Source organism: Frateuria sp. (assembly GCF_035695185.1).
Classification (GTDB): Bacteria; Pseudomonadota; Gammaproteobacteria; order Xanthomonadales; family Rhodanobacteraceae; genus Frateuria_A.
Genome location: NZ_DASSES010000016.1, coordinates 1 through 6293, shown reverse-complemented (window position 1 = coordinate 6293; position 6293 = coordinate 1). Strand labels below are relative to the sequence as shown.

At 69.2% G+C, this 6293-nt stretch carries 6 protein-coding genes; all 6 read left to right on the top strand.

Annotated elements, in window-relative coordinates; all coding sequences use genetic code 11:
- Positions 1–90: 90 nt before the first annotated feature.
- On the top strand, positions 91–1359 hold the full coding sequence (locus VFH59_RS01050; RefSeq protein WP_325163032.1) for a nucleoside permease: 1269 nt from the start codon (positions 91–93) through the stop codon (positions 1357–1359).
- Between the two features lie 117 nt (positions 1360–1476).
- On the top strand, positions 1477–3417 hold the full coding sequence (locus tag VFH59_RS01045) for a TonB-dependent receptor (RefSeq protein ID WP_325163031.1): 1941 nt from the start codon (positions 1477–1479) through the stop codon (positions 3415–3417).
- An 18-nt stretch (positions 3418–3435) separates the two neighbouring features.
- Positions 3436–3597 carry a hypothetical protein gene (locus VFH59_RS01040; RefSeq protein WP_325163030.1) on the top strand — a complete coding sequence of 54 codons (162 nt, stop codon included), beginning with the start codon at positions 3436–3438 and terminating at the stop codon, positions 3595–3597.
- Positions 3597–4718, top strand: coding sequence for a PepSY-associated TM helix domain-containing protein (locus VFH59_RS01035; protein WP_325163029.1), 1122 nt, complete (start codon positions 3597–3599; stop codon positions 4716–4718). Before VFH59_RS01040 ends, VFH59_RS01035 begins: the two co-directional genes overlap by 1 nt.
- A 23-nt stretch (positions 4719–4741) precedes the next feature.
- A complete protein-coding gene (gene dusB / locus VFH59_RS01030) occupies positions 4742–5728 on the top strand; it encodes a tRNA dihydrouridine synthase DusB (RefSeq protein ID WP_325163028.1) in 987 nt (328 codons plus the stop codon).
- A gap of 310 nt (positions 5729–6038) precedes the next feature.
- Positions 6039–6293, top strand: a 255-nt coding sequence (locus tag VFH59_RS01025) for an S-adenosylmethionine synthetase N-terminal domain-containing protein (protein WP_325163027.1), incomplete at its 3' end; no start/stop codon positions are given.

The following is a 6293-nucleotide window of genomic DNA, read 5'->3' as shown; positions in this document are numbered from 1 at the left end:
GCATCCCTTTCTCTAACCTGCCGGACTTCGCGGCCACGGCGTTCGTCCCGCGGCTTTTGCAGGGGAAAAGCACATGCGGGACTTTGCACCATGAACATCAAGCTGCGCCTGATCGTGATGAACTTCCTGCAGTTCTTCGTGTGGGGTTCCTGGCTCACCACCATCGGCGCCTACTGGTTCCAGACCCGCCACTGGGGCGGCGCCGAGTTCGGCGCGATCTTCTCCACCATGGGCATCGCCTCGCTGTTCATGCCGGCGATCACCGGCATCATCGCGGACAAGTGGATCAACGCCGAACGCCTGTACGGCATGCTTCACCTGGGCGGCGCGCTGATGCTGTTCATCGTGCCGACGATCGACACCCCGGCCACGCTGTTCTGGGTGATGCTGGTCAACATGTGCTTCTACATGCCGACCATCGCGCTTTCCATCACGGTGGCGTACAACGCGCTGAAGACCGAGGGCGTGGATATCGTCAAGGTGTATCCGCCGATCCGCGTGTGGGGCACGGTGGGCTTCATCGCGGCGATGTGGGCGATCAGCCTGCTGCACATCGAAACCTCGCCGGGACAATTCCGCATCGCCGGCGTCGCCGCGGTGCTGCTGGGCCTGTACGCCTTCTCGCTGCCACGCTGCCCGCCGCGCGACACGCGCCACTCCTCGATGATCGACGTGCTCGGCCTGCGCTCCTTCGCGCTGTTCCGCAACTACAAGATGGCGGTGTTCTTCCTGTTCGCGATGGCGCTAGGCGCCGCGCTGCAGCTGACCAACGCCTACGGCGATACCTTCCTGCACGACTTCGGCAAGGTCGACGCCTACAAGGGCCTGCTCACGGTGCGCTACCCGAACATCGTGCTGTCGATCTCGCAGATGTCAGAGACGCTGTTCATCCTGGCCAGTCCGTTCTTCCTCAAGCGTTTCGGCATCAAGACCGTCATGCTGATCAGCATGGTCGCGTGGGTGCTGCGCTTCGGCCTGTTCGCCTACGGCAATCCGGCCGAGCTGCTGTGGATGATCATCCTGTCGAACATCGTCTACGGCATGGCGTTCGACTTCTTCAACATCTCCGGTTCGTTGTTCGTCGAGGGCCAGGCCGACCCGAAGATCCGGGCCAGCGCCCAGGGCCTGTTCATGCTGATGACCAACGGCGTGGGCGCGGTGCTGGGCAGCTCGATCAGCGGCCAGGTGATCGAACGCTTCTTCACCGCCCCCGACGGCGCACTGCAGTGGCACGGCATCTGGCTGAGCTTTGCCGGCTACGCACTGGTCGTGGCCGTGCTGTTCGTGATCCTGTTCCGCCACAAGCACATCCCGGAAAACGCGGCGCGGGCGAACCTGGGGCACCAGGCCGGAATCTGACGCGCGCCCTCCCCTGCGTGCAGGGGGAGGAGCAACGCGGCGCGAGCGCGCAATTTCTTGCTTGTTGTTGAGAATCATTTTCATTAGCATGCGCAGCCTTCCCCACTGGAGGCTGTCATGTCGTCTGCCGCACGCCCGCTCGCGCTCGCCCTGACCCTGGCCCTGGCGGCCCCGCTGCACGCGGCGGATGCGCCGCAGGCGACCAACCTCGAGCGGGTCGAGGTCTCCGGGAGCACGCTGCGCCTGCCGCGCAGCCAGGGCGCGCTGCCGATGACGATCACCGTGATCGACCGGCAGGCACTCGCCAACCAGCTGGCCATCACGCCGGACCTGGGCGACGCCATCGGCGCGTTGGTGCCCTCCTTCGCCCCCTCCACGCAGAAGCTCTCGGTGCGCGGGCAGACCCTGCGCGGGCGCAATCCGCTGTACATGATCGACGGCGTGCCGCAATCGAGCCCGTTGCGCAACGGCTCGCGTGACGGCTACACGATCGATCCGGCGATGATCGAGCGGATCGAGATCGTCGAAGGTTCCAACTCGCTGCAGGGACTGGGCGCCGCCGGCGGCATCATCAACATCATTACGAAGCACGCGCCGGCAAAGGACGGCGTCCGCCAGGAAATCACGCTCGACGCCAGCGCGCCGACGCGAGGCACCGACGGCCTCGGCTACGGCGCGGCCTGGCTGGTCGGTGCGCGCTCGGGCGCATTCGACCTGGCCGCTGGTGCCGCCTGGCGAAAGCGCGGCATGTATTCGGACGCGCACGGCCGGCTGATCGGCGTGGATGGCACCCAGGGCGACCTGATGGATTCGAAGAGCTGGGACGGCTTCGCCAAGCTCGGCTACACCTTTGCCGGCGAGCGCCGCCTGCAGCTGACCGCCAACCGCTTCGACCTGCAGGGCAACGGCGACTACACCGCGGCTTCGGGCGACATGGCCGCCGGCATCCCGACCACCTCGGTGCGCCGGAAGCAGCCGGGCGAGGCGCCGCGCAACCGCGTACTGACCACCAGCCTGGACTATCGCGACCCGCAGCTGGCGGACGGCGAGTTGCGCGCGCAGCTCTACCACCAGCGCAACCGCGAGCTGTTCGGCGGCGGCACCTTCGGCACCTTCCAGGATCCGGCCTACGGCCCGCTGGTGTTCGACCAGTCGCAGAACGAGTCGGTCAAGGACGGCGCGCGGCTGTCGTGGGCCCGCCGCGGCCTGCTCGATGGCACGCTGGCCGTACTCGCCGGCGCCGACGGCTACCGTGACCGCACCCACCAGTCGCTGGCGCGGACCGGCCGCGACTGGGTGCCCGAGAGCACCTACACCGGCTGGGCGCCGTTCCTGCAGGCCGAGTACTGGCCGCTGCAGGCGCTGTCGGTCAACGCCGGCCTGCGCCAGGAGCACGGCCGGCTGGAAGTGCCGAGCTTCCGCACGCTGGCGTCCTACGGTGGCGTGGCCGTCGAAGGCGGTTCGCGCAGTTTCCGGAAAACGCTGCCGAATTTCGGTGCGGTCTGGTACCTGGCCGATGCGCTCGACCTGTTCGCCAGCTACGCCGAGGGCTATACCCTGCCCGACGTCGGCCGCGTGCTGCGCGCGATCAGCGTGCCCGGCCAGCGCGTCGGCGAGTTCCTCGACCTCAAGCCCGTGGTATCGGACAACCGCGAGGTGGGCGCCGAATACGCCGGCGCCGCGTTCAACGCGCGCATCAGCTACTGGACCTCGACCTCCAGGCTGGGCGCGCTGCTGGTGTTCGACGCGCCCAACCAGGTCTACAACGTGACCCGCCAGCGCACCGAGATCAGCGGCTGGGAGGCGCGCGCCGGCTGGACGCCCCGCGCGGGCACCCGACTGGATGCTTCCTATGCGATCAACCACGGCCGCTCCGACCGCGATGGCGACGGGCGGGTCGATTCGGACCTGGACGGCGCCAACATCGCGCCGGACCGCTTGAATCTCTCGTGGACGCAGCGCTGGAACGGCGTGCTTTCGAGCTACCTGCAGCTCTCGCACCTGGCCAGTCGCGACTTCGCCACGCTGGGCGAGCGCACCGCGCACTTCGACGGCTAGGTCACCGCCGACGCCTACGTGAAGTGGCACGGCGGCAGCGCGGGCGACTGGACGCTCGGCGTGCAGAACCTCGCCGACAAGCAGTACATCAACTACGTCTCGCAGACCGTGGGCGACGACGACTCCTACTTCGCCGGCCGCGGCCGCACGGTCTCGCTCGCCTGGCAGCGGGTGTTCTGATGCGCGACGCGGTCCACCAGGCCACACCGGCCCGCGCCGCGCGAGGGCTGCGCCACGGGTTGCGCAAGCTGCACCGGTGGCTGGGCCTGAGCCTGGGCACGGCGTACGCGCTCGTGGCGCTGAGCGGCAGCGTGCTGGCGCTGCAGGGACCGCTGCTGCGCGCGTCGCATCCCGAACTCGCATCGCACGCCTTGCCCACGCCCGCCCAGGAGGCCACGGTGCTGGCGCGCATCGCGCGCGAATGGTCGCCGCGGGGACTGCGCAGCGCGGACCTGCCCGATGACGAGCTGCCGGTGTGGCAGCTCTACTTCAACGGCGGCGTGCGCCGCTACCTCGATCCGGCCAGCGGCGGGTTGCTGCTCACCCGCACGCCGGACACCGACGTGCTGCTCGCCCTGCGCGAGTGGCACACGCACCTGCTCGCCGGCCACGCGGGCGAAAGCTGGCTCGGCCTGCTCGGCGGGTCCAGCCTGTTCCTGCTGCTCTCGGGCGCGGTGCTGTGGTGGCCGGGGCGCGGCCGGTTCCTGGCGCACCTCAAGCCCCATGCGCAGCCACCGGTGCGACGCTGGCTGAGCTGGCACCGCAGCTTCGGCGCGCTGAGCCTGCCGGTGGTGCTGCTGGTGACCCTGACCGGCACGCTCATGTGCTACCACGCCGGTAGCCGGCGAGCGCTGCAGCACCTGTTCGGCGACACACCGGAGCCGCCGCAGCCCGCAACCATCGCGCTTCAGGCCAGGCCGATCGACTGGCCCGCCGTACTCGGCGCGGCCAGGCGGGCGTTGCCGGGCGCGACACTGGGCCGGCTCTCGTTCCCGAGCGAACGCGATGGCCGCGTGACCCTCCGCGTGCGCCTGCCCGGCGAATGGAACCCGACCGGCCGCAGCATCCTCTGGGTCGATCCGTACCGGGCGCGCGTGCTGGGCGTGTCGGACGCCACCCGCGCCGACACCGGCGTGCAGGTGAACAACGCGATCTATCCGTTGCATGCCGGCACCACCGGACCGCTCTGGCGCGCGCTGGTGATCCTTTCCGGCCTGCTGCCGCCCTTCTTCCTGGTGACCGGCTTCCTGTTCTGGCGGGCCCGCACCAGGCGCGCGACCGGCCCCGCGCCGCGCCTGTAGGACGGCGGCGATACAATGGGCGGATGCAGATCGGCCCCTACCGCATCGACCCGCCCGTGGTGCTCGCGCCCATGGCCGGGGTCACCGACAAGCCTTTCCGGCTGCTTTGCAAGCGGCTGGGCGCGGGCCTGGCCGTCTCGGAGATGACCACCGCCGATCCGAAGCTCTGGCACACGCGCAAGTCGCTGCACCGGATGGACCACGCCGGCGAGCCGGAGCCGGTCAGCGTGCAGATCGCCGGCTACGACCCGGGCATGCTGGCCGAGGCGGCGCGCTTCAACGTGGCCAACGGCGCGCAGATCATCGACATCAACATGGGCTGCCCGGCCAAGAAGGTCTGCAACGTGTGGTCCGGTTCGGCGCTGCTGCAGGACGAGCCGTTGGTGGCACGCATCTGCAAGGCGGTGGCCGACGCGGTCGAGGTGCCGGTGACCCTGAAGATCCGCACCGGCTGGGACCGCGAGCACCGGAACGCCCTGGCCATTGCCCGCATCGCCGAGGACAGCGGCATCGCCGCGCTGTCGGTGCACGGGCGCACCCGCGCCGACAAATACGAGGGCGAGGCCGAGTACGACACCATTGCCGCGGTGAAGGCCGCCACGCGTATCCCGGTGCTCGCCAACGGCGACGTCGCCAGCCCGGAACGCGCCCGCCACGTGCTCGAGGTCACCGGCGCGGATGCGGTGATGATCGGTCGCGGTGCGCAGGGCCGACCGTGGATCTTCCGCGAGGTGGCCCATTACCTGGCCACCGGCGAGAAGCTGCCCGCGCCCACGCCGGCCGAGGTCGCGGCGATCCTGCTCGGCCATCTGGAACACCTGTACGCCTTCTACGGCGAGCACGCGGGCGTGCGCATCGCCCGCAAGCACCTGGGCTGGTATGCGAAGGACCGGCCCGAGAACGCCGCGTTCCGGCACGTGGTCAACCGGGCCGAAAGCGCCACCGAGCAGCTGCGCCTGACCGCCGAGTACTTCGCCGATCTCGGCGAGCTCCGGCAAGTCGCAGCCTGACACCCGTCGATACGGGCCCTCTCCCCCGGGAGAGGGTTGGGTGAGGGACCGGCTCGCGGGGAACGTTCTTCCGAACGGAGCCCTGCCCTGAAAGCCTGCGCCAGCCGACCTCCTCGCGAGGATGGCCCCTCACCCAGCCTTCTCCCCGACGGAGCGGGCACCAGGAGCATTTGGCCATCCAGCCGTCCCCACCTGAACGGGCATGAAACCTTCACCCCCGGGTAGTACGCTGGCCTGCAAACCGCCGCGGCCGCGTGTATCATGCGCGGCTTCTTTATCTCTGTATCCGAAAGGAAGGATATAACCCGCGATGAGCAACTACCTCTTCACCTCCGAGTCGGTCTCCGAAGGCCATCCGGACAAGGTCGCCGACCAGATCTCCGACGCCGTCCTCGACGCGATCCTCGCGCAGGACCCGCGCGCGCGCGTGGCGTGCGAGACGATGGTGAAGACCGGCGTGGCCATCGTCGCCGGCGAGATCACCACCTCCGCCTGGATCGACCTGGAGGGCCTGACCCGCAAGGTGATCCTGGACATCGGCTACGACTCCTCCGACGTCGGCTTC

Coding starts and splice junctions, on each gene's coding strand:
- dusB (WP_325163028.1), top strand. CDS start 4,742: ATGCAGATCGGCCCCTACCGCATCGACCCGCCCGTGGTGCTCGCGCCC.
- VFH59_RS01045 (WP_325163031.1), top strand. CDS start 1,477: ATGTCGTCTGCCGCACGCCCGCTCGCGCTCGCCCTGACCCTGGCCCTG.
- VFH59_RS01035 (WP_325163029.1), top strand. CDS start 3,597: ATGCGCGACGCGGTCCACCAGGCCACACCGGCCCGCGCCGCGCGAGGG.
- VFH59_RS01050 (WP_325163032.1), top strand. CDS start 91: ATGAACATCAAGCTGCGCCTGATCGTGATGAACTTCCTGCAGTTCTTC.